The sequence below is a fragment of the Rhodoblastus acidophilus genome, from assembly GCF_009720655.1.
GTDB lineage: Bacteria > Pseudomonadota > Alphaproteobacteria > Rhizobiales > Beijerinckiaceae > Rhodoblastus > Rhodoblastus acidophilus_A.
The window spans coordinates 24,714-49,929 of the sequence record NZ_WNKS01000001.1; the positions used below are offsets into that span (position 1 = coordinate 24,714).

Here is a 25,216-nt window from a genome sequence, read left to right on the forward strand (position 1 = left end):
CTGCAGCCTGTTCTAAGCTGAAACCGGCTCCTTGACGCGGAAGAAGATCACGTAGAGCGCGGGCAGGACCAGCAGGGTCAGGATCGTGGCCACGAACAGGCCGCCCATGATGGCGAAGGCCATTGGGCCCCAGAAAACCGTCGGCGCGATCGGGATGAAGCCGAGCACGGTCGAGATCGCCGTCAGCATGATCGGCCGGAAGCGCGACATCGCGCCCTCGACGATCGCGTCCCACATCGCCAGACCCTGCTTGCGCTCGGCCTCGATCTGCTCGATCAGGATCACGGCGTTGCGCGCGATCATGCCCATCAGCGCCAATATGCCGAGAATGGCGACAAAACCGAGCGGCCGTCCGGACAGCAGCAGCGCCAGGACGATGCCGATCAGGCCCATCGGCACCAGGCTCAGCACCATGGCGAGTCTGCTAAAGCTGTGAAGCTGCGCCATCAGGAACAGCAGCATCAGGAACAGCATCAACGGGATCATGGCGAAGACCGAGGCTTGCGACTTGGCGCTCTCCTCGACCGTGCCGGCGACCGCTATGTTGTATCCCTTGGGCAGGCTGGCGTTGAGGCTGTCGACCGCCGGCGTCAGCGCGGCCACGACCGCCTCGGGCGTGGCGCCGGCGACGACATCGGCCTGCACCGTCAGCGTCGGCGTGCGGTCGCGCCGCCACACCAGTGGATATTCCTGCTCGAATTCGAACCGCGCGATCTGGCTCAGCGGCGCGGTGCGTCCGCTCGGCAGCGGAATTTGGAGGGATTGCAGCGTGTCCAGCGACACCCGCTGCTCGTCCTGGGCGCGGGCGACCACGTCCACCAGATAGATGTCGTCGCGCACTTGCGTGATCGGCGTCCCGATCATCACCGTGTTGAGATAGGAGGACAGGGCCTGCGAACTTAAGCCCAGCAGCCGCGCCTGATCCTGGTCGATCACCACCCGCGCCTTGCGTGCGGGCGCCATCCAGTCGTAGTTCACGCGGCGCAGATCGGTGTTGGCGCCGAGCACCGCGCCGAGACGCAGGGCGATGTCGCGGGTCTGGCTCAGGTCCGGGCCGCTGACGCGATATTGCACCGGCCAGCCCACCGGCGGCCCCAGCTCCAGCGGCGAAACGCGGGCGACGACGCCCGGGAGTTTCTCGGCAAGCGCCGTCTCCAGCTTGGCGTGCAACCGCTCCCGCGCGGAAACGTCCTTGGCGATGACCACCGCCTGGGCGAAGAAATCATTGGCGAGCTGCACGTTGAGCGGGAGATAGAAGCGGATCGCGCCGCGCCCGACATAGGCGCTCCAGCTGGCGACGTCGGGATCGTCCTTGAGCAGGGCGTCGAGGTCTTGCGCCGCGCGGTCGGTGGCGAAGATCGAGGCGTTTTGCGGCAGGGTCAGATCGACCACCAGTTCCGGCCGGTCGGAGGCCGGGAAGAACTGGCGCGGGACCAGTTGCAGCGCCAGCAGCGAGGCGACGAAACAGGCGATCGTGACCGCGACGGTCAGCCAACGCCGGCGCATCGCCCCGAGAAGGACAAACTTGAAGGCGCCCATGATGCGGCTGGGCTTGGCGTCCGGTTTGACTTTCGGCGCCTTGAGCAGCCAGACGCCGAGCAGGGGCGCGAACAGCACCGCGACGAACCAGGAGACGATCAGCGCGATCGAGACCACGGCGAAGATGGAGAATGTGTATTCGCCGGCCGAGGATTTGGCGAAGCCGATCGGCACGAAGCCGGCCGCCGTGATGAAGGAGCCGGTGAGCATGGGAAAGGCCAGCGATTCATAGGCGACGGTCGCCGCCTTTTCCTTGCTGTCGCCCGCCGCCATGCGCGAAATCATCACATCGACCGTGGTCATGGCGTCGTCGACCAGCAGGCCGAGCGCGATGATCAGCGCGCCCAGCGAAATGCGCTGCAGGTCGATGCCGAAATATTGCATGATCGGAAAAATAATCGCGACCGTCAGCGGGATCGACAGCGCCACCACCGCGCCCGGTCGGAAGCCGAGGCTGACGATGCTCACCGCCATGATGATGGCGATGGCCTGCCACAGCGATTCCATGAATTCGCCGATGGCGTGATCGACCACCACGGGCTGGTCGGAAACGAGAGTCACGTCGATGCCGAGCGGCAGGTCGGCGGTCGCCGCGTCGAGCGATTTTTTCACATTGCGCCCGAGCGCCAGAATGTCGCCGCCGTCCGCCATGGCGATGGCGAGGCCGATCGCCGGCTTGCCGTTGACGCGGAACATCGGTTGCGGCGGATCGATGGGGGCGCGGCGGATCGAGCCGATGTCGCGCAGGCGGATCAGCCGGCCGTTGGAGGAGAAATTGACGTCGAGGAGGTCGTTTTCGGACTGGAACGCGCCCGTCACCCGGATCGAAATCTTTTCGTCGCCGGTCTGGATGGCGCCCGCCGGGATCACCGCGTTCTGGGCCTGGATGGCGGCGATCAGGGCGGCGCGGTCGATGCCTAATCCCGCGAGTTCGCGGGTCGAGAATTCGAAATAGATCTGTTCGTCCTGGGCGCCGAGAATTTCGATTTTCGAAACATCGGGCACATGCAGAAGCTTTGACCTGATGTCCTCGACATGGTCGCGCAATTCGCGGGAGCTAAAGCCGTTGTCGGCCGTAAAACCGTAGATCAGGCCGTAGGTGTCGCCGAAATCGTCGTTGAAGAACGGGCCGACCACGCCCTGCGGCAGGGTGCGCCGGATGTCCCCAATATTCTTGCGCACCTGATACCAGATGTCGGGCACGTCCCTGGGCGGGGTCGAGCCCTTGAGGGTCACAAAAATCGTGGTCCGTCCGGGGGTGGTGTAGGAGCGCAGGAAGTCGATGCCTTTCGTCTCCTGCAATTTGCGTTCGAGACGCTCGGTGACCTGATCGAGCGTGTCGTCGAGGGTCGCGCCCGGCCAGCCCGCCTGCACCACCATGGCGCGGAAGGTGAACGCCGGATCCTCGTTGCGCCCGAGCCGGACATAGGACATCAGTCCGGCGACGACGATGGCGATCATCGCGAAGATGACGAACGATCGATGTTTTAAGGCCCAGTCGGAGAGATTGGGGCCGGTCATGAGCGCTCTCCGACCAGCCGCACCTGCTGTCCCGGATGAAGCGCCTGGACGCCCGCCGTGACCACGATCTCGCCGGGCTCAAGGCCGCTGGACAGGACCACGGTTCCGGGATCGAAGCGCAGGACTTCGACGGGTTTGAGCGTCACGGACAGGGTTTGGGGATCGACCACCCACACCGCCGGACTGGCGCCGGACGCGGTGAGCGCGCTGGCGGGGATCGACAGGCCGTGTCCCTGATCGACATCAACCCGGCCCGTCACCGTCGCGCCGAGGCGCATGGCGGGCGGCGGATCGTTGACCGCGACCCGGACCTTGAAGGTGCGGGTGACCGGATCGGCCTGGGGATCGACCTGGCGCACCCGGCCCTTGGCGGTCACCGAGGGATCGTCGGTCAGGGCGATGGTGACGTCGACGTCCGAGGGCGCCGTGCGCAGAACCTGCGCCGGGACGTCGAAGACGGCGTCCCAGCCGTGGTCGCGCGCGACCGTGAACACCATCTGTCCCGGCTGGACAACCTCGCCCGATTCCGCGCCGCGGCGGGTCACCGTGCCCTCCACACCGACCTTGAGCTCGGTGAAGCCAACGCGATCCTCCGCGATTTCGACTTGCGCCTTGGCGTCGTCCACGCCGGCCTGGGCGGAGCGCAGGGCTTGCTGCGCCTTGTCGAAATTGGCGCGTGTGGTCCAGCCCTGCCGCAGCAGGGTCTGCTGGCGGTCGAAATGATTCGAATCCTGCTCCAGCCTTCCCTTGGCGGCGGACAGCGCGGCGCGCGCCGAGCGCAGGGCGTTGATTTCGTTCTGGGGATCGAGCCGGGCGACGATCTGGTCCGGCGTCACGCGGTCGCCGGCGTCGGCCTTGCGCTCGATGATCCGGCCACCGATGCGGAAGGCCAGCGCGACCTCCTTTTCCGCCTGGAGCTGGCCGGTCAGCGAAATGGCCTGCCCGAGGCTCGCCTTTTCCACGGTGATGGTCCGCACCGGGCGCGGCGGCGGCGCCTCTTGCGCGGTCTCCTGCTTGCAGCCGGCAAACACCAGCAGGGATGCAGCGAGCAGCAGGCGCGCATGCGGGCGGATCAGGGGCATGGTTCCAACTCCGGATTGGCGACTTTTCTTTTTAGAAGGACCCGACCGTCGAGCCGAGCACGATGACCGCGACCAGGGCGACGATCGCCCCGAGAATGGCGACCATGAAAATGTCCTTGTAACTCGCGCTGTGGTTGGAGCCGCAGACCGCCAGCAAGGTCACCACCGCGCCATTGTGCGGCAGGCTGTCGAGCGTGCCGGCTCCGATCACCGCGACGCGATGCAGCAGGGCGGGGTCCATGCCGATGGCCGCCGCGCGCTGAAGATAGGTGGCGCCGAGCGCGTCGAGGGCGATGGTCAGGCCGCCCGAGGCCGAGCCGGTGAGCGCGGCAAGGGTGTTGGTCGCCACCGCCAGCGACACCAGCGGCCCCCCGCCAATGCCGAGCACCGCCTCGCGCACCATGGCGAAGGCCGGCAGCGCCGCGACCACGGCGCCGAAGCCGACGAGGCTCGCCACGCTGATCGCCGGCAGGGCGGAGGCGTTGACGCCGGCGTCCATGGTGGCGCGCAGATTGGGCAGGCGGCGCCCGTTCAGCGCCAGCGTGGTCAGGATCGCCAGGGTGAGGGCGGTGAGCACCGACCACACGCCGGTGACGGCGGACGGCTGTATCGAGCCCCATTCCGGCTTGGCCAAAAAGCTGAGGTCGAGTCGCGGCAGGACGACCAGCGACAGGACCAGATTCGCGAGGATGACGACGACGATCGGCGCCGCCGCCTTCCAGAACGGCGGATTGGCGGTCGCGACCGCGCCATGGGCGATTTCGGCGGGATCGAATTCATGCGAGGCGGTGGCGCGCTCGCGAAGGGTTTCGTCGCCGGCGAGCTCGCCCGCCGATCTCAGTTCGGCTTCGTCGCCGAACCCCTCGCCCCGGGCGTGCGCCGCCGCCTCCGCGCGCGCCAGCCACCACAGGCCGAAGCCGAGCATGATGGCGGAGGCGATCAGGCCGAGGCCCGGCGCGGCGAAGGGCGTGGTGCCGAAGAACGGCATCGGAATGGTGTTTTGGATCGAGGGCGCGCCGGGCATGGCCGACATGGTGAAGGTGGACGTGCCCAGCATGATCGCCGCCGGCATCAGCCGCCGCGGAATTTTGGCGGCGCGGAACAGGCCCATGGCCATGGGCGCGATCACAAAAAAGGCGACGAACAGGCTGACGCCGCCATAGGTGACGACGGCGCCGCCAAGGACGACGGCGAGAATCGCCCGCTTCGTCCCGAGTTTTTCTGTCATGGCGTCGGCGATAGAAGCGACGGAGCCCGAATCCTCCATCAGCTTGCCGAACAGGGCGCCAAGCAAAAAAATCGGAAAGAATTGCGCCAGAAACACCGAAGCGCTGCGCATAAAAGTCTGGGTCCAGTGCGCCAGCAGCGGCTCGCTGGACAAAAGCGCCGCGACCATGGTCGCGATCGGCGCCAGCAGCAGCACGCTCCAGCCCCGGAACGCGAGCCAGATCAGCAGGCTCAGGCCCAGGAGAATGCCCAGGAGGCCGATCAGATCGGAACCGCTCATGATCAGCACTCCTCCAGCAGGACGTCGAGATCGGCGGTCGATTTTTTGCCGAGGTCGTCGCCATGGGCGGTCAAGAATGCGTCGGCGGCCTTGCGGCCCTCCTCCTTGAGCAGGCTGAGGAAGGCCCCCTCGGCGTTGAGCTTGGACGAGGCGCCGAAATCCGCGAGCTTGTCGGTGAGGATGCGATGGGTGCGCATTTCCGCCCAGCGGCACGCCTCGCCCGTGCCCGGATCGACCGCCTGTCGCAGCAGCGCGATCATGCGCAATTCCTTCATCAGCGGCGAATTGAACGAGATCTCATTGAGCCGGTCGAGAATTTCGCTCGCCGTGCGCGGAGTCGTCCGGCGCTCGCGCGGATTGATCTGCACCAGGATGACGTCGTGGGCGTCGCTCTCGCGCACCAGCGGCGTGATCGTCGGATTGCCGGCGTAGCCGCCGTCCCAATAGGGCTCGCCGTCGATTTCGATGGCCTGGAACATGGTCGGCAGGCAGGCCGAGGCGAGCAGGACGTCCGGCGTGATCTCCTTGTTGCGGAACACGCGGCCTCGCCCGGTGTGGACATTGGTCGCCGTGATGAACAGCTTGATTCCCGCCTCGTTGAGATGGGCGAAATCGATGCTGTCCTCAAGCAGCGACCGCAGCGGATTATGGCCGAACGGATTGAGGTTGTAGGGTGAGACGACCCGGCTCAGCAGGTCCAACATGATATAGCCGGGAGAGGCGTCGAGCGACCAGCGGTTCATCAGCCGGTCGAGCGGCGAGCGCTGGATCGGGCTGAAGCGGGCGGCCTCCGCGACCCGACCCCAGTAGGCGTCGAGCGCCTGCCGCGCGCCGGGCGCGCCGCCCTGCATATAGCCGCTGACGAGAACGGCGGCGTTCATCGCCCCCGCCGACGTGCCGGAAATGGCCTCGATCCTCAGCCAGGGCTCTTCGAGCAGACGATCCAGCACGCCCCAGGCGAAGGCGCCATGCGAGCCGCCGCCTTGCAAGGCGAGATCGACGAGGACGTTTTCGCGGGGCGCCTGGGCCGTCTCAACCGGTGTGCCTGTCATCGAGTCTCGCTGAAATTGCTTGATAGATCAGAGGCTTAATCGAATCTTTGCGTCAGCCCTGACCGAGAGGGTGCGGCTATTCTTCGCAGTTGCGATGCAGACCGTCAACCGGGAGCGCGGTCCGATTTGTGGGCGACGCCTCGCTCGGAAGGCGCCGGAGCTGGAATTTTGCGCGCTACAACAGCCGTTGGCGAGGGGCTTGGCGCTGCGCCCGGCGCCCTGGAAGGGGTTGCTTCGTGGATATTGCATTGCAAAAAATAGTTATCGCAATGCAACAATAAAGGCCCCGCCACGCGCAATAAATCGCGCCGCTCTTGATCCGCTCTATTTGTGTTCGCGCCTTGACAAGGATCAATCCGCAGCTGCATCTTGCCTCGCGAATGGAACGAATTGTTTGTGAAAAATGAATAAATCTAGGAGAGCCGAATGACCGCCGCGTCGGGGAACAAGCTGTCGTTATTCTCGCTCTCCGCTTTGGTCATCGGCTCGATGATCGGGGCGGGCATTTTCTCCCTGCCGCGCACCTTCGCCATGGCCACGGGGCCGTTCGGCGCCTTGATCGCCTGGCTGATCGCGGCCGGCGGCATGTACATGCTGGCGCGCGTGTTCCAGTCGCTCGCCGAGCGCAAGCCCGACATGGACGCCGGCGTCTATGCCTATGCCCGCGCCGGCTTCGGCGACTATCCCGGCTTCCTCTCGGCCTTCGGCTACTGGATCAGCACCTGCATCGGCAACGTGTCCTATTGGGTGCTGATCAAATCGACGCTGGGCGCCTTCTTTCCCATATTCGGCGACGGCAACACGCCGATCGCCATCCTCGTCGCCTCGCTCGGAATCTGGGCTTTCCATTTCACCATCCTGCGCGGCGTGCAGCAGGCCGCCTTCATCAACCAGGTCGTCACCATCGCCAAGGTCGTGCCGATCCTGATCTTCATCGTGGTCATGGCCTTCTCCTTCAAGGGCGACCTGTTCTCGGTGAATTTCTGGGGCGGCGCCGACATGCCGGAGGCCAGCCTGTTCGAGCAGGTGCGCCAGACCATGCTGGTCACGGTGTTCGTCTTCATCGGCATCGAGGGCGCGAGCGTCTATTCGCGCTACGCGAAAAAACGCTCCGACGTCGGCGCGGCGACGATCATCGGCTTTGTCGCGGTCACCGCGGTCATGGTGCTGGTGACCCTGCTGCCTTACAGCGTCATGGCGCGCGCCGATATCGCCGGAATGCGCCAGCCGTCGATGGCCACCGTGCTGGAGGCGGTGGTCGGCCATTGGGGCGCGATCTTCATCAGTCTCGGCCTGCTGGTCTCGGTGCTCGGCGCCTATCTCGCCTGGTCGCTGATCTGCGCCGAGGTTCTGTTCACCGCCGCCAAGACCAAGGACATGCCGCGCGTGTTTGCGCGCGAAAACGCCAACAAGGCGCCCTCCGCCGCCTTGTGGCTGACCAATATCGTGGTGCAGCTGTTCGTCATCAGCACCTATTTCTCGCGCGACGCCTTCTCGCTGATGCTCAACCTCACCAGCTCGATGTCGCTGATCCCCTATGCCTTCGTCGCGGCCTACGCCATTCTCCTGGCGCGGCGCGGCGAAACCTATGACCTGCGGCCGCAGGAGCGTTCTCGCGACCTGACCTTCGCCGCGATCGCGGCCGTCTATACGGTGTTCATGCTGATCGCCGGCGGCGTCCGCTATCTCCTGCTCGCCGCGATCCTCTATGCCCCCGGCACCGCCCTCTACATCTGGTCGCGCCGCGAACAGGGCCGCACCCTGTTCACGCCGATCGAACTCGGCATCTTCATCGCGCTCGTCGTCGCCGCGCTCTACGGCGTCTATTCGCTTGCGACCGGCGCCATCGCCCTCTGAGCTTTCCACAGGAGCATTTCACAATGACCGAGAACGTGAATTTCGGCGTCCATTCGGAAGTCGGTCAGCTCAGGCTGGTGATGGTCTGCGCGCCGGGCCGCGCGCATCAGCGGCTGACGCCGAGCAATTGCGACCAGCTGCTGTTCGATGACGTGCTCTGGGTCGAGAACGCCAAGCGCGACCATTTCGACTTCATTTCAAAAATGCGCGACCGCGGCATCGAGGTCGTCGAAATGCACAACATGCTCGCCGAGACCGTCGCCATTCCCGAAGCGAAGAAATGGATTCTCGACAATCAGGTCACGCCCAACCAGGTCGGCGTCGGCCTCGTCGACGAGGTGCGCTCCTATCTCGAAGGGCTTTCCGCACGCGACCTTGCGGAGACCCTGATCGGCGGTCTTTCGACCCACGAATTTCCCGATCATGTCGGCGGCGAAATGCTGGAGCTGGTGCGCGACGCCGCCGGCGTCGCCGAATATCTGCTACCGCCGCTGCCGAACACGCTCTACACCCGCGACACCACCTGCTGGATCTATGGCGGGGTCACGCTTAACCCCCTCTATTGGCCCGCGCGCCATGAGGAGACCATCCTCACCACGTCGATCTACAAGTTCCATCCGCGCTTCGCCGGCAAGGTCAATGTCTGGTGGGGCGATCCGACCCAGGACTGGGGGCTGGCGACGCTCGAAGGCGGCGACGTCATGCCGATCGGCAAGGGCAACGTCTTGATTGGCATGAGCGAGCGAACCTCGCGTCAGGCGATCAGCCAGCTCGCCGCGACCCTGTTCGAGAAGAAGGGCGCCGATCGCGTCATCGTCGCCGCCATGCCGAAACTGCGGGCGGCCATGCATCTCGACACGGTCTTCACCTTCGCCGACCGGGATTGCGTGCTGTATTATCCCGACATCGTCGACAAGATCGAATGTTTTTCCTATCGGCCCGGCTCGAAGCCCGGAACCGTGGACCTGCGCAAGGACGAGGGCGGCTTGGTCGAAACCGTGCGCGGCGCCCTGGGGCTGAAGCAGATGCGCGTCGTCGAAACCGGCGGCACCGCCTATATGCGCGAGCGCACGCAATGGGACAGCGGCGCCAATCTGGTCTGCGCGGCGCCCGGCGTGGTCTATGCCTATGACCGCAACACCTATACCAATTCGCTGCTGCGGAAAGCGGGAATCGAGGTCATCTCCATCGTCGGCGCCGAACTCGGACGCGGGCGCGGCGGCGGTCATTGCATGACCTGTCCGATCATCCGCGACCCCGTCGATTTCTGACCCGGCCGGACTCGCGGGAGTTTTTCGATGCGCATCGCTCTTGGACTTAAAACCCGCGCCGGCGCGCTGGCTCTGCTGTGTGGCGCCGGCTCTTGCGGCGGCGCGTGGGCGCAGGCGAGGCTCGATTCGCTCAGCGACGCGCAGGATGCGATGAACGATGCGCTCTATGCGACTCCCAACAGGCAGACCCCGGCGCCGCTGACCAACCTCTATGCGACGGCGCCCGATCTCGAAGCGCAGATCCCCGCGCCGCAGTTCCGCGCCAACGCGCTGCTGCCGCTCGGATGGAACTCCAACGCCAACGAAATCAGCCCGGGCGGCATTCCGTCCGGGCAGTGGCGCCCGGTCGGAACCCTGTCCTGGGCGGCGCCAGTCGGCGATCTGCCGCTGCGCGCGACCGTGACCGGCTTCGCCGAAACCGACCGATATTTCCGGGCCTCGCAGGTCAATCTCGACAAGAGCGGCGGGTCGGCGCGGCTGCAATATGTCGATCCCGGCAACGATCAGGCGTTCTCGCCCTATTTCGCCTTCGCGCCGCGCTGGGACTTTTCGCCAACCTTCAGCAACCAGCTTTCGGCGCGGCAGGATTTCAATCTCGGCTTCAACAAGAGAGTCAATTTCGACGGCGATTTCCGTCAGGTCGGCATCGCCGGCAATACGTCCGCGGCGACCGTCCTGTCGTTCGGCCTGACCGCTTTCGTGCAGCAGCGCCTGCGCGAGCCGCAGACCTCCTCCCAGGCGGCCTTCATCATTCCCTCGATGAGCTACGTCATCACGCCCGACTGGAACGCCAGCCTCGCGGTCGAATTTTTGGGGCGCTGGTTTGACCGCAACAGTTTGGGCGCTTCCAGCCACGCTTACGAAATCCAGCCGATCGGCACGGTGGAATATGTCGTGCCCGCCTCCGTGTTTGGCGGCGAGCGCACGGCGGAGCTGTTCGGCCACCCCGCCTTCGATCTCCAGGGCTCCTATCTGAAGGTCTGGTCCAGCGCGCCCGGCGGCGGCTACGGGCAGTTCCAGGCGATCGCCGCGGTCAAACTGGGCTGGCGTTTCTGAACGAAAAACCGGCGCAATCGTTTGATTTAGCGCCGGTTTCGATCGGAGTGGTTTACGCGCGCGTGTCGTAAATCCTAGAGCTAGAAGTGGTAGTTCACGCCGCCGCGCAGCACGTTCAGGTTGAGGCCGCCGGAAATGCTGGCGGGCGAGCCGCCGAAATACGTGTTGTTGCCCATGGAGGCGTAGAGATACTCGCCCTTCAGCGAGAAGTGCGGCGTGATCGCATATTCCACGCCGGCGCCCAGGGTCCAGCCATTGGCGATGCTGGATTGGTCGAGCGCCAGGACCGGGTTCGAGAAGGGCGACGAGATCATGGCGCGGATGTCCGCGCCGGCATAGCCGCCCGTGGCGTAGATGAGGGCGCGGTCGACAATGGCGTAGCCGACGCGCGCCCGGGCGGTGAAGAAATCGCGCGCGACGCCCGTCGACGAGCCGCCCATCGGCGGCGTGGCGGAGTCGCCGACATGGCCGAAGGCGAAATCGGCCTCGCCGCCGACGACCAGTTTGCCCTGCTGGTAATTGTAGCCGGCGGTGAAGCCATAGAGGCCGCCGATTGGGCTGGTGCCGAAATATTGCTCGGCGCCGGTGAAGCCGCCGAACCCGATCCCGGCGGTGGCGCCCGCGTAAAAGCCGGTCCAGCTGAAGGCCGGCGCGTAATCGTAAGCCGCGGGCGCGTCCTTGCGGTAGGGCAGATCGGCGGCCTGAGCCAGAGAGGCGAACGCCATCGCCCCGGCGGCGGCGATCAAGACCTTTTTCATCACACTCACTCCATTTTCCAGCCGCGCAGGCCGAGTTGGAGCGATTTAGAGCTGTAAAGGTTGTTGTGGCGTAAAAATAAATGGTGAATGGAGATTAGTGAGTGTGTTCGAGAGAGAGTCAAAAATGTGTTTCCAAAATACAATCGTATTTATCGCAGTTTTAGATGTTAATTGTAGGCGCAGGTCCGAAGACAGCTCCGGGAGCCTTAAGCATACATACTGAATATGCTGGTTAATAAAGCGTTGGCGCTGGCGAAAGCATGGGCTGCGCGCGCCGGGACGCGATCTCACGTCATTGCTCAGGGTCCGCCGGACGACGCGGAGGATGGCCGCCGCGCCGTTTCATCCGGTTTCCGCAAGATCGCTTCGCGATCCGCGAAAACGAAATCGCGCGGAAATCCTCCAGGCGAAGGGCGGATTTCCGCGCGAATGGAAATCGTATCAGTAGCCGGTCATCTCCAGATAGCCCTTTCCCGCATGCGAGCCTTGGAGGGTGATCGGGCCTTCCCAATAAGGGATGCTGGTCGCCATGAAGCTCGCGGCGTTGACCGGCGCGGTCTCGATGTCGAGGCCGCGACTTTTCACCTGAAGCCGCCAGCGCGTGGGAAGGGTGCGGCCGGCGACCTTTGTTTCCGCCAGCGGCGTCAGCGCGATGTCGTCGCGCGCGAGTTTTTGTGGCGCGCCGTTGGCGGCGATCCAGGTTCCCGCGCGGAAATCGGGGGCGCTCGCGTCGCGCATGCGGAACAGCATCAGTTTCTCGCCGGTGGACAAATGCAGCGAGAACCAGTCCCAGCCTTTCTGGCTCGCGGCCAGATATTGGGTGCTCCATTCCCGGTCCATCCAGGCGAGGCCCTTCAGCTTGATCTCTTTTCCGCGCAGCGTGAGGACGCCTTCGATCCGGTAAAAAGGCTGGCTGAAATAATAGGAGGCGCGGCCGTCGTCGGATTTCAGGCTGAACCCGTTGTCGCCTTGCGCCACGAGCGGGCCATCGTCCCGGAGATTGAAGGCGTAGCGAAAGTCCGGTCCGCTGGCGACAAGTTTGGCGCCATCGAAAACCCAGTCGTCGATCCAGGCGCGGAACGGGGTGGTCGTGACCCCGGCCTGCCCGATCCCGCCGCGCGCAAAAATTTCGGCGAACAGGTGGTCGGTCGCCGTTGTCACCGCCGCATGGCCCATCCAGACATTTGGGTTCGCCCAGCCCGGCCGCTCGTCGCCCGGCGCGCTCGCCTGTCGGAACAGGGTCCACTGCACGCCGTAGGCGGCGCCGGCCTCGTCGGTGAGGTTGGCCGTGACGTACCACCATTCCGTGCGAAAGTTTTGATGCGCGCCCAAATCTTGCGGGAAGACCAGCTTTTTGCCGGGAACCGGCTTTTCGAAGCCCGTGGTGTCGCTCCCGAGGCCTGCGAAACCTTGAGCGAGCGCGGGCGTGACGAAAAACAGAGCGGCGGCGATCGAGCAGCTCAAGAGGGACGAACCCCTCATCCGGCCCCTCCACCTTCTCCCGCAAGGGGAGAAGGGAGCGCCCCCGATCGTTTCGCGGCGGTGGCTAGCGCTCATTAGCAAAGATCCTCGCGAGTTGCGCCGGCGTGGTCCGCAGGAATCGCAGCAGCGGCGGCAGGGCGGCGAGTGCGGCGGTGAGCAGGGCTAGCGCCAGAATCTCCGCCCATTGCCACGGAAACATTTGGTAGGGCAGCCGCCAGCCGAACGCCTGCACATTGACCACCGCGACCAGACACCAGGCCAGGGTGAGGCCGAGCGGCAGCGCGACAATGGCCGTCGCGGCGGTGAGCATGAGGATGCGCAAGACTTCGAGTTGCGCCAATTGGCGACGCGACACGCCGCTGGCCCAGACCGGCGCGACCTGGGTGAGGCGCATGTCGCCCAGCGTCGTCAGGCTCGCCAGCAGGGCGATCGCCGAAACGACCAGGGTCAACGTGTTGAGCGCGGCGGTGACCGCAAACGTGTGCTCGAAAATGCGGGTCGAGATTCGTCTGATATTGGCCTGATCGGTGATGCGGGCGATTTGCGCGCCGAATTGGGCCTGGAGCGCCGCGATCACGCGCGGGGCCTGCTCCGGCGCGACACGCAGGCCAAAGCTTGTCCGCGGCGCGTCCGGCCAATGGTTGGTCAGCGCGTCAATGTCGATGCGCGCCTGTCCCTTGGGGTTGCCGTAATCGGGAAACACGCCGACGATTTTGACGGGCCAGTTTCCGCGCGGCGTCGGAATGTCGAGCGTCGCGCCGAGCGAAAAATTCAGGCGGCGGGCGAGTTGTTCGCTGACCAGCGCGCCCGCGCCGCGCTTCATCTCGTCCCAGGCGTCCGGCGTTTGCTCCAGCATTGGGAAATGGTCGCGAAACGTTTTTTCGTGCGCGGCCATGCCGATCACGCCGGTCGGCCAGCCCGACAGCCGCACCGTCGCGCTCGCCCCCGGCAGCACCGCTTGCACATCGGGGCGCGTCGACAGCCAGTTTTCTATGCGTTTCGCTTCTTCGGACCCTGCCGCCTCCAGATAAACCTCCGCCGCCAGCCGGCCGTCGAGCCAGCCGACAAAAGTGTTTCGAAAACCTTCGACCATGCCGCCGACGCCGACATTGGTGGCGAAGGCCAGCAGCAGGGCGGTCAGGGCGAGCGAAAGGGCGGGGAGTTGCTGGCGGCTGTCGGCCCAGAACCAGTTTTGCAGCGGACCGCCCGCGCTGGCTTCGCCCAGGCGAAGCGCGCCCGCGAGCAGAACCGGCAGCAGCAGCGCGCCGCCGAGCAGCAGGCCGGCGAGGACGACAAAACCCGAATAAAGGCTTTGGCCCCAGGCATAGGCGGCAAGCGCAGCGCCAAAGGCGGCGAGCGCCAGCAAGGCGCGTCGCCAAAGGAAGCGCTGCTGGGCTTCTCGCCAGGCGAAGGGCTGCGCCGTGGCCAGCACGGGCAGGCGCAGCGCCTTGGTCAGGCCGCCCGCCGCCGCGACCAGCGCGCCGACCAGCGCAATGGCGAGCCCCGACGCGACCCAGGCCGGGTCGAGCGTCAGGCCGCCCGCCACCCGCGCGCCGTAGAGCGCGTCGAGGCTGGCGGCGACATTGGGCAACAGGGCGGCGGCGAGCCGAAAGCCGCCAAAAACGCCGACGCCGCCGGCGAACAGGGCGAGCAGGACGACTTCACTGAGCAGCGCGGCGGCCAGCGTGCGCGTGGACACACCGACCGCGCGCAGGGTTCGCACCATGCCCAAGCGCTGCTCGAAGGCCAGTCCAAAGGCGGCGTGGACGATGAACAGCCCGACGAGAAAGGCCAACAGGCCGAAGGCGGTGAGGTTGAGATGAAAGCTTTCGGTGAGACGCTTGAGGTCGGCCTCCTCCTCGCCCGGCGGCACGAGGCGCAGGGCGGCGCCCACGACCGATTCGAGCGACGGCGCGCCCGGGCCGGGCGGCTTTTCCAGGATCAGCCGCGAAATCTGTCCGTTGCGGCCGAGCAGGTCTTGCGCCACGCCGATGTCCACCGTCAGCGTCCCGGCGGGCGCGTCCGGGTTCGCCTGGATCGGCGGCAGGGTTTTGTTGCCATAGTCAAGGGCGATTTTTTCGCCTTCGGCCGCGCCGAGATCGCGCAAAACCTCTGGCGACGCGAGCGCTTGTCCGGGCGGCGTCAGGAAGGCGCCGAGGCCGGTTGCGGCCGCCGGCCCGCCCACCGCGACGCCGCGCGGAAGGGTCAGCGGTTCAATGCCCAGGAGTTGATAGGGAACGCCGCGAATGAGAATTGTGGCTTCGAGGACTGGCGAGACTTTCCAGCCGGCGCGCCGCAGTTTGACAAAAACGTCCTGCGCGATCGCGCCGCCGCTGGTGGGCGCGAGAATTTGGGCGCCGCCGCCGGAGAAGGCGGACGCGGCGCGGTCATAGGACTTGCGCGCCTGGGCGTTGAGCGCCTGCACGCCCGTCCACAAGGCGGTGGCGATGGCCAGCCCGACGAAAAGCGCCAAGAAATTGCCGGGGCGGCGGCGCCAGTGGCTGAGCAGGGCGGCGAGAGTCCAAAGAACTTGCTTCACGGCGTCTCGATCACTCCCGCGCTGAGTCGCACCCTGCGCTGAAGTTTTGACGCCAGCCTTTCGCTGTGCGTCACCATCAGGAAGGCGCAGCCGGTCGCCGCGACCACGTCGAGGGCCAGCGCCATGAATTCATCCGCCGTGGCCTCGTCGAGATTGCCGGTGGGCTCGTCGGCCAGCAGCAGGCGCGGCCGCACCGCCAGCGCCCGGCCGATCGCCGCGCGCTGCTGCTGGCCGCCGGAGAGTTGCTCGGGATAGCGCTCCAGCAGGGTTTTGAGGCCGAGGCGGCGGATCAGCTCGTCGTTCCAGGCGGCGTCAAAACGTCCGGAGAGCCGCGCCTGGAAGGCGACGTTGGCGCGCACGGTGAGGCTCGGAATCAGGTTGAACTGCTGGAACACCACGGCGAGGGTTTCGCGGCGCAGCGCCGCCCGCCCGGCGTCTGAAAGTTCTGTCACCTCGACGCCGTCAACCAAAATCTCGCCGGAATCGGCGGCGTCGAGGCCGCCGACGAGATGCAGCAGCGTGCTCTTGCCGCTGCCGGATTCGCCCATCAGCGCCATGCTCTCGCCGCGCGCCAGCGTGAGATCGACGCCCTTGAGCACGGGAACGCGGCCCTGCGGCGTCTCGTAGTTTTTTGTCAGGTGGGAGACCCGCAGCAGTTTTTGGGCGGCGGGCGGCGACTCGGGCGCCTGGACGGCCGGCGCGGCGACGGTCAACGATCCACCCCGCTGTTTTCAGACACGATTTTTGCGATGGTGGACCCGCCCACGGTGTCGCTGGCCGCGGCTTCAGCCGGGGGGGCGGCCTTGTCGGCGCTCCGGTTCCAGACCGTGACCTCGTGACCGGCAGCGCCCGGATGGCCGACGATGGCGCCGCCCCTGTCGCCCAGCCCGATGAAACCGATTGTCATTCGAAAACCTCGAATAATCCGGCCGGCCCGACCCGGCGGTCTCCTCTATGTGTGGGAGCGGACGCGTGCGCGCCAGTCCCGCGCGCGGATTTACCGGGAAAGCTGCGCGGCGAGCCGCCGCAGGAACGCCAGCCCGGCTTCGAGCTGCGCGATTTCGATGAATTCGTCGGGCTGGTGCGCCTGGTCGATGCTGCCGGGACCGCAGATCACCGAGGGCAGGCCGCCCTTCTGGAATTGCCCGGCTTCGGTGGCGTAGGGCACGGCGATCGTGTGATTCGATTGGGCCAGCGCCAGGGCGAGCGTCGCGGCGGCGGACTCCGGCTCCGCGCACAGGCCCGGCGCGATCGTGTCGACAAAAGTCTCGATTTTCGCCGCGGGAAAGCCGCTCATGCGGCGGGCCTTGACCTCTTCGCAGACGATTTCAAATTTTTTCAGCGCCCTGTCATACGGGACTTCCGGCAGGCCGCGGAATTCCCAGGCGAATTCGCAATGGCGCGCCATGATGTTGCGCGCGGTGCCGCCAGAAATCTGGCCGACATGGATGGTGGAATAGGCGGGCTCGAACCGGCCGAGCGGATCGACCTCCGTGCGCAGATCCTCGCCGATCCGTTCGAGCGCGCCGACCAGTTCGCAGGCGACGTGCACAGCGCTCACGCCGAGCCAGGGTTTTGACGAATGGGCCTCGTGGCCGGTGACCACGGTGCGGTAGGTGACGACGCTCTTGTGGGCGTCGGCCACCTGCATCAGCGTGGGCTCGCCGATGATGGCCAGCGCCGGGCGGGGCAGGTCATGGCCGAGCCGGGCGATGGAATCGAGGCAGCCGGCGCAGGTGGTCTCCTCGTCATAGCTGAGCAGGATGTGGATCGGCTTTTTCAGCGCCGCCGTCGAAAACTCCGGGGCCATGGCGAGGCACAGCGCGTCAAAACCCTTCATGTCGCAGGTTCCGCGTCCATAAAGCCGCGCGCCGTCGCGGCGCAGCACGAAGGGCGGCGAGCTCCAGGGCTGGTCCTTCACCGGCACCACGTCGGTGTGGCCCGACAGCACCACGCCGCCGTCGGCGTCGGGGCCGAAGGTGGCGAACAGCGCCGCCTTGTCGCCCGCCGCATTGGGAATGCGGGTGAAACGGGCGCCGAGCGACAAAAGATAGTCCTCAACAAAATCGATCAGGGCGAGATTGCTGCGCGCGCTCTCCGTGTCGAAGGAGACGAGACGGTCGAGCAGGGCGATGGCGCGGTCGAGCGCGGGGTCGGCGCCGGTCATCAGTTGATCACCCGCTTCTCGGCCGGACTGTCGAGCGAGAAGGCGGGGATTTCCGCGTCGAAGGCGTGGCCGTTGGCGTCCACCATGCGATAGACGCCGAACATGATGCCGGACGCCGTGTTCAGCGCGCAGCCGGAGGTGTAGCGAAACGTGGCGCCGGGATCGAGAATCGGCATTTCCCCGACCACGCCGGGGCCGCGCACGATTTCCACGCGCCCGGCGGCGTCGGTGATGGTCCAGCAGCGCTCGACCAGCTGAACCTGGATCAGACCGTGGTTGACGATCTCGATCGTATAGGTCCAGAACCAGCGCCCTTCCTCGGGCGCGCTGCGCTCCGGGGCGTAGAGGGGGATGGCGACCACTTCGACATTCTGGGTGACGGCGCTGTACATGAGGGAAATTTGCCTCAGGACTCGCGCGCCGTCGAGCCTCAAATTCAGACTTCGCCGCCGAATCAGGCGGCGCGCAGGCTTTGCAGGCGGCGGGCGGTGGAGGCGCCCACCAGCACGACGATGCCGCCGGCCTCGTTGGTGACGCGGATGTGGCGCCCTTCCGCGTCGCGCGCGCCGGCCAGCGCGGCGATTTGCGCCCACACGGCGTCGATGTTGGGCAGGCGCAGGGATTGCGCCTCCCGCCGGCCGCCATCGGCGTCGATAATGTGGAAGTGATAGAGCGTCACGACAACTTTCACCATGAAGGTCTTGGGAACGCCGAGGCTATATCCGAACAATGTGACGGTAACGCGCCGCCGCCAATAAAAATACATGCCGCCGGCGCGGCGCGATTTAACGGAAAATTCAGCCTCGCGTGTGTCGCGACGGTTTCAGGGCAGATAGTATTGGGTTCCCGAGGTGCAATTGTTGGAGACGGTGGCGGTCGAGGTCCCGCTATTGCTCCAGAGAATCGCCTGAGTCTGCTGAACGCCGCCGTCCAGAGTGTTGGGCTGAGCCAGCGAGCCGCCGAAGCGGGGCGACATGTAGGTCGTCCGACTGATCGTGTAGGTCGCGCCGGCGCCTCCCCAGGAGAACAGTTTGAAATCGTATCCTGGCCGGTATGTGTAGGTCACGTCGGCGACGATCACGTAATAATCGGTGGCGTTGGTGGTGCTGTTGTTCAGGACCGAATTGTTGTGGGTGACGTCGCCGGCGCCGGTGGGATAATTGCCGTAGGGCATGACCGAGGCGCCGTTCGTCCCGTTGGCGACCGGCGTCAGACCGTTCACACTGCAACTCCGCACCGGCGGATTCGTCCCGAAGCCGACGCTCCAGACGACGCGCGCCTGACAGCAGCGTTTGTCGGTCTTGCTGACATTGTCGAAAACGATCTCGCTGATCGCCGCGCTCATCACGGTGGCGCCCGATGGGAACGGCGTCATCACCAGTTGCGCGGCGGCGTAGAAATCGGAGAGTTCGACATTGGACACGCAGGGGATCGCGGTGTGGGTTGAGCAGCTGGCGCTCGCCGTTCCGCCGCTCACCACCGGCAATTGTTGGGTCGTAAGATCCGCCAGCGTGCGCGAGGCCAACTGCGCCTTGCGGCTGATCTCGAGACCCTGGCCGAGCAGGGCGATGCCGAAATAGAGCACCAGCATCATCGGCATGATGAAGGCGAACTCGACGGCGGCGATGCCGGCGCGGGCGCGCCAGAACCGGCGCAGGGCGCGCGCGGCGCGCGGGACCAGGCTGCCAATCATTGCGGTTCGTTCCTGAACACCATGACGGAATAGATGTCGTGCACCAGGCCGGAGCCGGTGATCGGGTTCGTCCTGACCGTGTTCGAGCTCTGGCCGTAGAGGTTGGCCGCCTGGTTGCCGTTCGCGCCCCTCGCCAGCAGGACCGAGAGATAGATCGGCATGGGATAATAGGCCTGGAACACGACGATCGATCCCGGCGCCGGAACGGTGATGTTCGCCGACGGGTTGGTGATGAAGCTGTTGGTGACCGTTCCGTTCAGCGATCCGAACAGGTCGTTGGTCGGCGTGGATATGTTCAGGATGACCTTGTCGCAATCGAAGTAGCTGGGCAGCGCGCCGCACAGGCTGTAGCCGTTGGCGCCGGTCGTCGTCTTGAAGTCGGACGCGGTTTGCGCCGTCGTTGAATATTGGCCCACGAGAATCTGCCGCGCCACATTGATGACGGCGTTGTCGAAGACTTCGTGGTTGTAATAGACGAAGGCGGTTTCGAAGATCGCGCAGAGCAGGCCGAGGAAGGGAATGGAGACCATGCCGAACTCGAGGGCGGCGATGCCGCGGCGGTCTTTGGCGAAGCGCGCCAGCAGGCCTCGGCGGGCCGAGGCGGGTCTGGCGGTTTCGAGGGGGGCTTCCACGCGTTCAATCCTCGCCACATCTTCAACGCAAGGGGCGACGCCATCCGGCCTCGCTATTTGCGGAAGTGAGTGTGACGCGTAGCCCTTTCCCTTTGGTTACCTTGCCCAATCAAATTCCGTGCGTCAGCATCATTTTCCCGCGGAGAAGCCCATATGCGCGGTGACGGCGGCGGCGCGGTCGGTGGCGATCGTCTTGCTGTCCGACAGTTCGACGGTGGGCAGGCAGTCCGGCGCGCAAATGTAGCTCTCGCGATTCAATCCGTTCTGCACCAGCAGGTCCGCCCTGTCGGCGCCGACCCGGATGATCCATTCGCCGAGCATGTTGCCTTCGCCGTCGAGCGCGATCAGGTTGGTCTCGCCGAAACTCTTGCCGGTGATCACGCCCATGCCGCTGTTCTTGAGCATGGTGACGTCGGCGATGCCGGGCTGTCCGATGACCAGCGTCTGGGTCTTCTCGGGGATCCGCGCGATGCGGGCGCGATCGACCGTCACCACCACCAGGTCGCGCGACCCCGCGGTGGCCGGGCAGGGGGTCAACATGAGAAGAGCGGGGAGGCCTGCGAGGATCGCCGCCTTGCCGAACACCCGCACCGCCGCGTCAAAACGCATCTCGATCTCCCACCCGCTGGAACGCCTCTTCCCCCCAGTAAAGCCGAATTTGGTGAATGAAGACTAAATAGAGGACGCCGTCGTCCTGAAACGTCAGGGGCTGGCGGGGGAGGTGTTTCGCGCGCCGACCGGGGGCGGCGGCCGGCGGTTTTCCAATAAATATCCGCAATGCAAGTACAGTCTTGGTAACCTTGTGGAGAAGGGCTCCGGATTTGTTTCCCGCGTTAACGCAACGGCAATGGCTTGGCTCCTACCTTGCCGAGGTCAGCGCCGGTCCCGAGCAGTTCCAGGGGCTGACGTTCGTAAAACCAGGAGTTTTGACATGAAGTCGCTGTTCGCCCGTTTCGCCAAGGATGAGTCCGGCGCGACCGCCATCGAATATGGCCTGATCGCCGCCCTCATCTCGGTGGTCGCCATCACCACCCTCACCACGGTCGGCACCCGCCTCAACGCCAAGTTCACCGCCATTTCCAACGGCCTGAACTGACCAAGGCCGGCCGCTCTCGCGGCTGGGACGCGCGGCCTCCGGTTCGCCGGAGGCCGCTTTTTTTTCGTCCGGCCTCCCGCCGGCGCACAGTGGCGCGCGCCGTTCGGCGTCGCCGCGCCCGGACGATCCGAGGACTGTCTGCAAACGCCGGACTGCGCGAACCGATCTCCCCGAGCCGCCCGATCGGCCGCTCCGGCGGTTCGCCCCGGAGCCGGTGATGCGATTTCCGAACGATCAGTTCGGAAACCATTTTTCGCGCGATTTCGTTTTCGCCGATCGCGAAGCGATCACGCGGAACCCTTATGACGCCGCGCCGGCGGTTGGGCCGCGCGTTGCTCCGGCGGGACTCGACCCCATTCATTCCATCGCTGTCCGCCTTTAATGGCGTCTGAGCGTATAGTGACGAAACGTAATGTGTATTACGCTCGTAATCAGATATGAATACAGGGGCAAGCTCTGTTGGTCGCCACGTTTATCTTAACTTGATTGAAACAGTCGGGAGATATGTTTCGCCCGGTCGGCGCGGAGTCTTCGAGGCTTTGCGCGACGACACAGTTCCAGTTTGGAGTTCGCCATGAAGTCGCTGCTTATCCGTTTCACCAAGGATCAGTCCGGCGCCACCGCCATTGAATATGGCCTGATCGCCGCCCTGATTTCCGTCGTCGCCATCACCACGCTGACCACGGTCGGCACCAGGCTGAACGCCAAGTTCACCGCCATTTCCAACGGCCTGAACTGAGCGCGGCTGTCACCCCGTGCGCGCGCGAAAGCCATGGGACGCCCATGCCCTTCGCGCGCCACGACCGCGCCGCCGCCCGTGCGCCCGGTTCGGGCGCTCCGGCGGTGGATCGTCGCCCGAATTCCCGCAGGAGTTAACCATCGGTTCACTCCGCCCGGCGATCATGTCCGCGCCGATTTCAATCCGGACCCGCCATGCTCGATTTACCCGTTCTCGTCGTTTTTCCCGCGCTGATGGCCTATGCGGCCTTCTCCGACCTGTTCACCATGACCATCGCGAACTGGATCTCGATCGCGCTGGTCGCGGCCTTTGTCGCCATGGCGCTGCTCGTGGGCCTGCCGGCCACCACCATTCTCCTGCATCTGGCCTGCGGCCTCAGCGTGCTGGCGATCACCTTCGTCCTGTTCGCCTTCGGCCAGGTCGGCGGCGGCGACGCGAAATTCGCCGCGACCACCGCCGTCTGGCTGGGCTTCGAACATCTCGCCGAATTTGGCCTGATCGCCTCGCTGCTCGGGGGCGTTCTCACCCTGGGCCTGCTCGGCTTCCGCAAGCTGCCGCTCCCCGCCTGGGCGCGCGGCCGCGAATGGATCGACCGGCTGCATGACCACAAGGTCGGCGCGCCCTACGGCATCGCCCTCGCCATCACCGGCGTCCTGCTCTACCCGGATTCGCTGCTGTTCATGAAGACCCTGGGGGCCTGAGCGTCCCTGGAGCGCATCCTAGCGGCAAGAGGGCCGGTCAGCGATGACCGGCCCTTTTCCATGCCGCGCCGGCGCGACGGTCGCGGCGCGCTCTGACGATGGGTAAATTTCGACACGATCCATTAACCTTAATTTGACGTTTCGCTGCTTGAATTGTCCTAGGCGCTCCATCCGGAGCGCAAGCGCGGATTGTTGAAAAGCCATGAAGAAAGCCCGGCTTATCTCCCTGGGATTTGTAGCGGTTTGCGGTCTGGCCGCGATCTATCTGGTGCTGGACAAGCCCGAGCCGCCGGCGCCCGCGCCGATGGCCGCCGCGCCGCCGCCGGTCGCCAAGGACCAGATCCTCGTCGCCACCCACGACCTGAACTTCGGCTATGTGATCCAGCCGACCGACATGGCCTGGCAGGACTGGCCGAAGGATTCGCCGATCCAGGGCGTCATCCGCAAGTCCGAGCGCCCCAACGCCATCGAGGACATCAAGGATTCCGTCATTCGCGGCTCCTTCTCCGTCGGCGAGCCGCTGCGCCCGGACCGGCTGTTCAAGGGAACCTCCTCCGGCTTTCTCTCCGCCGTGCTCGCGCCCGGCTATCGCGCCGTCGCCATCAACATCGAAGGCAGCGGCGCCACCACCGCCGGCAATTTCATCCTGCCCAACGACCGCGTCGACGTGATCCACATCTACCGCGACGAAGACGCCGCCAAGACCGGCGCCGGCGACGCCTTCGTCTCCGAGACGCTGGTCACCAACGTGCGCGTGCTCGCCATCGGACAGAACGCCAACGACAAGGCCGGTCCGCCCACCGCCGGCGGCGCCACCGCCACGCTCGAACTCGATCCGCACCAGGCCGAGACCATCATCCTGGCGCAGCGCATCGGCCAGCTGTCGCTGGTGCTGCGCTCCATGCAGGACAGCGCCAAGCAGGTGGGCGGTTCGGTTTCGGCGGCCCAGCAGATCCGCGATCGCGGCGTCACCATCGTGCGCGCCGGCGTCGCCACCCAGTCGCGCGGCAAATGACCCGCCCGCTCGCGTCCTTTCGCGCGCGCTGCGCCGCGAGCCTTGCCTTTTGGAGTTGAGGAAAATGCACATGACGCGCCCCTGGCTTGTTGGCGGACTGTCGGTTCTTCTGGGCTTGAGCGCTCTGGCGTTGACGCCGGCCCGCGCCGCCGGCGACGGCGAAGTCCTCCGCTTCGCCGGAGAGAACGCGACGCGGCGCATCACCATGGGCGTCGGCAAATCGCTCATCCTCGACCTGTCGGCGGACGCCGGCGAAATCTTCGTCGGCAATCCGGCCGTGGCCAATGCGGTGGTGCGCACCGCGCGCAAAATCTACGTGATCGGCCAGGCGACGGGGCAGACCACCATCTTCGCCATGGACAAGCAGGGGCGGCGCATCGCCACGCTCGAACTGTCGATCGGCCGCGACATCGGCGAACTCAACAGCATCGTCCGGACGGCCATCCCCAACGCCCGGATCACCGCCCGCACGGTCAACGATTCCATCATCCTCACCGGCGACGTCGAATCCGCCTCGGACATGCAGACGGCGCTCGACATCGCCAAGGGCTTCGTCGATTCGGCCGCCAGGTCGGGCGGAACCGCCGCGGGCATGGTCGTGAACGCCATGACCATCCGCGGCCGCGACCAGGTGATGATCAAGGTGACCATCGCCGAGGTCCAGCGCGCCATCACCAAGCAGCTCGGCATCACCGCGTCGACGCTCGCGGGCAACTGGGGCAAGTTCATCCAGGACAATCCCTTCGCCCTCAACGGCCAGGCGTTCAGCTCGGGCAAGCTCAACACCATCAGCAATTTCGGCGGCGGCAACACGCTGAACCAGACCTTGCAGGCGTTTGAACGCAACGGCGTCGCCCGCATCATGGCCGAGCCGACCGTCACCGCCGTGTCGGGGGAAAGCGCCAAGTTCACGGTCGGCGGCGAAGTGCCGGTCTCCTCGGGAACCAATTGCACCGGCACCGGAACGAGCAGCATGTGCACCGTCGGCGTCACCTACAAGACCTATGGCGTGACGCTCAACTTCACGCCGGTCGTGCTGGCCGCCGGGCGCATTTCGCTGCGCCTGGCCACCGAGGTCGCCGATATCGATCCCGCCACCAGCGTTTCCACCCAGACCTATTCGGCGCCCGGTTTCCGCACCCGCCGGCATGAGACCACGGTCGAGCTGCCGACCGGCGGCTCCATCGCCACCGCCGGCCTGATCCAGGCCAACTCGAACCAGGCGATCAACGGCGTCCCCGGGCTGATGAACCTGCCGATCCTCGGCTCGCTGTTCCGCTCGCGCGACTACCAGCGCCAGGAAACCGAGCTGATGATCATCGTCACCCCCTATATCGCCAAGTCCGTCTCGGCCAACGCCCTGGCCCGGCCCGACGACAATTACGCCGACTCCACCGATCCCCAGGGCTGGCTGCTCGGACGGGTCAACAAGCTCTACTCGACCGCCGACAATCCCGCGGCCGCCAGGCATCTCAACGGCCGCGTCGGCTTCATCCACGACTGAGCCGG

The 25,216-nt window shown here is 65.7% G+C and carries 23 protein-coding genes; 8 read left to right on the forward strand and 15 right to left on the reverse strand.

What is annotated here, in order from left to right; all coding sequences use genetic code 11:
* Window positions 1-12: 12 nt before the first annotated feature.
* The 4 genes from GJ654_RS00150 to GJ654_RS00165 are packed head-to-tail and all read right to left on the reverse strand — an operon-like array spanning window position 13 to window position 6,701.
* Complete coding sequence (locus GJ654_RS00150) at window positions 13-3,060, reverse strand: efflux RND transporter permease subunit (RefSeq protein WP_155444073.1); 3,048 nt, start codon at window positions 3,058-3,060, stop codon at window positions 13-15.
* Window positions 3,057-4,142: an efflux RND transporter periplasmic adaptor subunit gene (locus tag GJ654_RS00155; protein WP_155444074.1), complete on the reverse strand. Its 1,086-nt coding sequence runs from the start codon at window positions 4,140-4,142 to the stop codon at window positions 3,057-3,059. The genes GJ654_RS00150 and GJ654_RS00155 overlap by 4 nt, the downstream gene beginning before the upstream one ends.
* Before the next feature lie 31 nt (window positions 4,143-4,173).
* Window positions 4,174-5,631, reverse strand: a complete 1,458-nt coding sequence (locus GJ654_RS00160; RefSeq protein WP_264586090.1) for a GntP family permease — start codon at window positions 5,629-5,631, stop codon at window positions 4,174-4,176.
* Between the two features lie 20 nt (window positions 5,632-5,651).
* Window positions 5,652-6,701 carry a patatin-like phospholipase family protein gene (locus GJ654_RS00165; protein WP_155444076.1) on the reverse strand — a complete coding sequence of 350 codons (1,050 nt, stop codon included), beginning with the start codon at window positions 6,699-6,701 and terminating at the stop codon, window positions 5,652-5,654.
* Between the two features lie 426 nt (window positions 6,702-7,127).
* Here GJ654_RS00165 and GJ654_RS00170 point away from each other — a divergent pair, with 426 nt between their 5' ends.
* The 3 genes from GJ654_RS00170 to GJ654_RS00180 are packed head-to-tail and all read left to right on the forward strand — an operon-like array spanning window position 7,128 to window position 10,885.
* Complete coding sequence (locus tag GJ654_RS00170; protein ID WP_155444077.1) at window positions 7,128-8,558, forward strand: basic amino acid/polyamine antiporter; 1,431 nt, start codon at window positions 7,128-7,130, stop codon at window positions 8,556-8,558.
* Window positions 8,559-8,581: 23 nt separating this feature from the next.
* Window positions 8,582-9,829, forward strand: a complete 1,248-nt coding sequence (locus GJ654_RS00175; protein WP_155444078.1) for an arginine deiminase — start codon at window positions 8,582-8,584, stop codon at window positions 9,827-9,829.
* 27 nt (window positions 9,830-9,856) lie between these two features.
* On the forward strand, window positions 9,857-10,885 hold the full coding sequence (locus GJ654_RS00180; protein ID WP_155444079.1) for a hypothetical protein: 1,029 nt from the start codon (window positions 9,857-9,859) through the stop codon (window positions 10,883-10,885).
* An 80-nt stretch (window positions 10,886-10,965) separates the two neighbouring features.
* On the opposite strand, the gene GJ654_RS00185 is transcribed toward GJ654_RS00180, so the two are convergent.
* The 11 genes from GJ654_RS00185 to GJ654_RS00235 all read right to left on the reverse strand — a co-directional run bounded on the left by GJ654_RS00185 (window position 10,966) and on the right by GJ654_RS00235 (window position 20,765).
* Entirely contained in the window at window positions 10,966-11,643 is a 678-nt protein-coding gene (locus tag GJ654_RS00185) for an outer membrane protein (protein WP_155444080.1), read from the reverse strand.
* A gap of 441 nt (window positions 11,644-12,084) precedes the next feature.
* Window positions 12,085-13,125, reverse strand: coding sequence for a lipocalin-like domain-containing protein (locus tag GJ654_RS00190; RefSeq protein WP_155444081.1), 1,041 nt, complete (start codon window positions 13,123-13,125; stop codon window positions 12,085-12,087).
* Window positions 13,126-13,189: 64 nt separating this feature from the next.
* The gene (locus GJ654_RS00195; protein WP_264586072.1) at window positions 13,190-15,664 is read right to left on the reverse strand and encodes an ABC transporter permease; all 2,475 of its coding nucleotides are present in this window, start codon (window positions 15,662-15,664) and stop codon (window positions 13,190-13,192) included.
* Window positions 15,661-16,320, reverse strand: a complete 660-nt coding sequence (locus tag GJ654_RS00200) for an ABC transporter ATP-binding protein (protein ID WP_155444485.1) — start codon at window positions 16,318-16,320, stop codon at window positions 15,661-15,663. The genes GJ654_RS00195 and GJ654_RS00200 overlap by 4 nt, the downstream gene beginning before the upstream one ends.
* 53 nt (window positions 16,321-16,373) lie before the next feature.
* The gene (locus GJ654_RS00205; protein ID WP_155444083.1) at window positions 16,374-16,571 is read right to left on the reverse strand and encodes an NAD(P)-binding domain-containing protein; all 198 of its coding nucleotides are present in this window, start codon (window positions 16,569-16,571) and stop codon (window positions 16,374-16,376) included.
* Window positions 16,572-16,661: 90 nt separating this feature from the next.
* Complete coding sequence (argE, locus tag GJ654_RS00210; protein ID WP_155444084.1) at window positions 16,662-17,831, reverse strand: acetylornithine deacetylase; 1,170 nt, start codon at window positions 17,829-17,831, stop codon at window positions 16,662-16,664.
* Entirely contained in the window at window positions 17,831-18,223 is a 393-nt protein-coding gene (gene apaG, locus GJ654_RS00215) for a Co2+/Mg2+ efflux protein ApaG (protein WP_155444085.1), read from the reverse strand. Before apaG ends, argE begins: the two co-directional genes overlap by 1 nt.
* Before the next feature lie 62 nt (window positions 18,224-18,285).
* Entirely contained in the window at window positions 18,286-18,525 is a 240-nt protein-coding gene (locus GJ654_RS00220) for a hypothetical protein (protein WP_155444086.1), read from the reverse strand.
* A 129-nt stretch (window positions 18,526-18,654) separates the two neighbouring features.
* Complete coding sequence (locus tag GJ654_RS00225; protein ID WP_155444087.1) at window positions 18,655-19,524, reverse strand: TadE/TadG family type IV pilus assembly protein; 870 nt, start codon at window positions 19,522-19,524, stop codon at window positions 18,655-18,657.
* On the reverse strand, window positions 19,521-20,156 hold the full coding sequence (locus GJ654_RS00230; protein WP_155444088.1) for a TadE/TadG family type IV pilus assembly protein: 636 nt from the start codon (window positions 20,154-20,156) through the stop codon (window positions 19,521-19,523). The genes GJ654_RS00225 and GJ654_RS00230 overlap by 4 nt, the downstream gene beginning before the upstream one ends.
* Window positions 20,157-20,285: 129 nt before the next feature.
* A complete protein-coding gene (locus GJ654_RS00235) occupies window positions 20,286-20,765 on the reverse strand; it encodes a pilus assembly protein N-terminal domain-containing protein (protein WP_155444089.1) in 480 nt (159 codons plus the stop codon).
* Window positions 20,766-21,087: 322 nt separating this feature from the next.
* On the opposite strand from GJ654_RS00235, the gene GJ654_RS00240 reads away from it, so the two are divergent.
* The 5 genes from GJ654_RS00240 (at window position 21,088) to GJ654_RS00260 (ending at window position 25,211) form a co-directional block, all read left to right on the forward strand.
* Entirely contained in the window at window positions 21,088-21,252 is a 165-nt protein-coding gene (locus GJ654_RS00240) for a Flp family type IVb pilin (protein WP_155444090.1), read from the forward strand.
* Window positions 21,253-21,826: 574 nt separating this feature from the next.
* Window positions 21,827-21,991, forward strand: coding sequence for a Flp family type IVb pilin (locus GJ654_RS00245; protein ID WP_155444091.1), 165 nt, complete (start codon window positions 21,827-21,829; stop codon window positions 21,989-21,991).
* A gap of 194 nt (window positions 21,992-22,185) precedes the next feature.
* The gene (locus GJ654_RS00250; RefSeq protein ID WP_155444092.1) at window positions 22,186-22,692 is read left to right on the forward strand and encodes an A24 family peptidase; all 507 of its coding nucleotides are present in this window, start codon (window positions 22,186-22,188) and stop codon (window positions 22,690-22,692) included.
* A gap of 202 nt (window positions 22,693-22,894) precedes the next feature.
* Entirely contained in the window at window positions 22,895-23,707 is an 813-nt protein-coding gene (gene cpaB / locus GJ654_RS00255) for a Flp pilus assembly protein CpaB (protein ID WP_155444093.1), read from the forward strand.
* A 70-nt stretch (window positions 23,708-23,777) separates the two neighbouring features.
* Complete coding sequence (locus tag GJ654_RS00260; RefSeq protein ID WP_155444094.1) at window positions 23,778-25,211, forward strand: type II and III secretion system protein family protein; 1,434 nt, start codon at window positions 23,778-23,780, stop codon at window positions 25,209-25,211.
* The last annotated feature ends 5 nt before the right edge of the window (window positions 25,212-25,216 follow it).